The sequence below is a fragment of the Mesorhizobium sp. Cs1299R1N3 genome, assembly GCF_037179625.1.
In the GTDB taxonomy this organism is placed as follows: domain Bacteria; phylum Pseudomonadota; class Alphaproteobacteria; order Rhizobiales; family Rhizobiaceae; genus Mesorhizobium; species Mesorhizobium salmacidum.
The window spans coordinates 1-255 of the sequence record NZ_JAPYKQ010000088.1 but is presented as its reverse complement, the minus strand read 5'-3'; the positions used below and the strand labels follow the sequence as shown (position 1 = coordinate 255).

At 69.8% G+C, this 255-nt stretch carries 1 protein-coding gene; it reads left to right on the top strand.

The annotated features are described in order from the left end of the window. On the top strand, window positions 1-255 hold a 255-nt coding region (locus tag O7B34_RS32080; RefSeq protein ID WP_337149761.1), incomplete at both ends, for a VCBS domain-containing protein.

Below are 255 nucleotides of genomic sequence, written 5' to 3'. Positions count from 1 at the left end.
ACAGCTTCACCGTCCAGGTCGACGACGGCCATGGCGGCCTCGTCGCCCAGGTGGTGGCGATCACCATCACCGGCACCAACGACGCGCCGCAGATCACCTCGGCCGCGCAGTCCGGCAACGTCTCGGAGGGCGATGATCTTCCGGCCACGGCGCAGGTCGCGACCGGCAAGGTCACCTTCAGCGACGTCGACACCAGCGACAGCCACACCCTTTCGGTGAGCGCCGCCGCCGCCCATGGCACGGCCAGCGTCGATC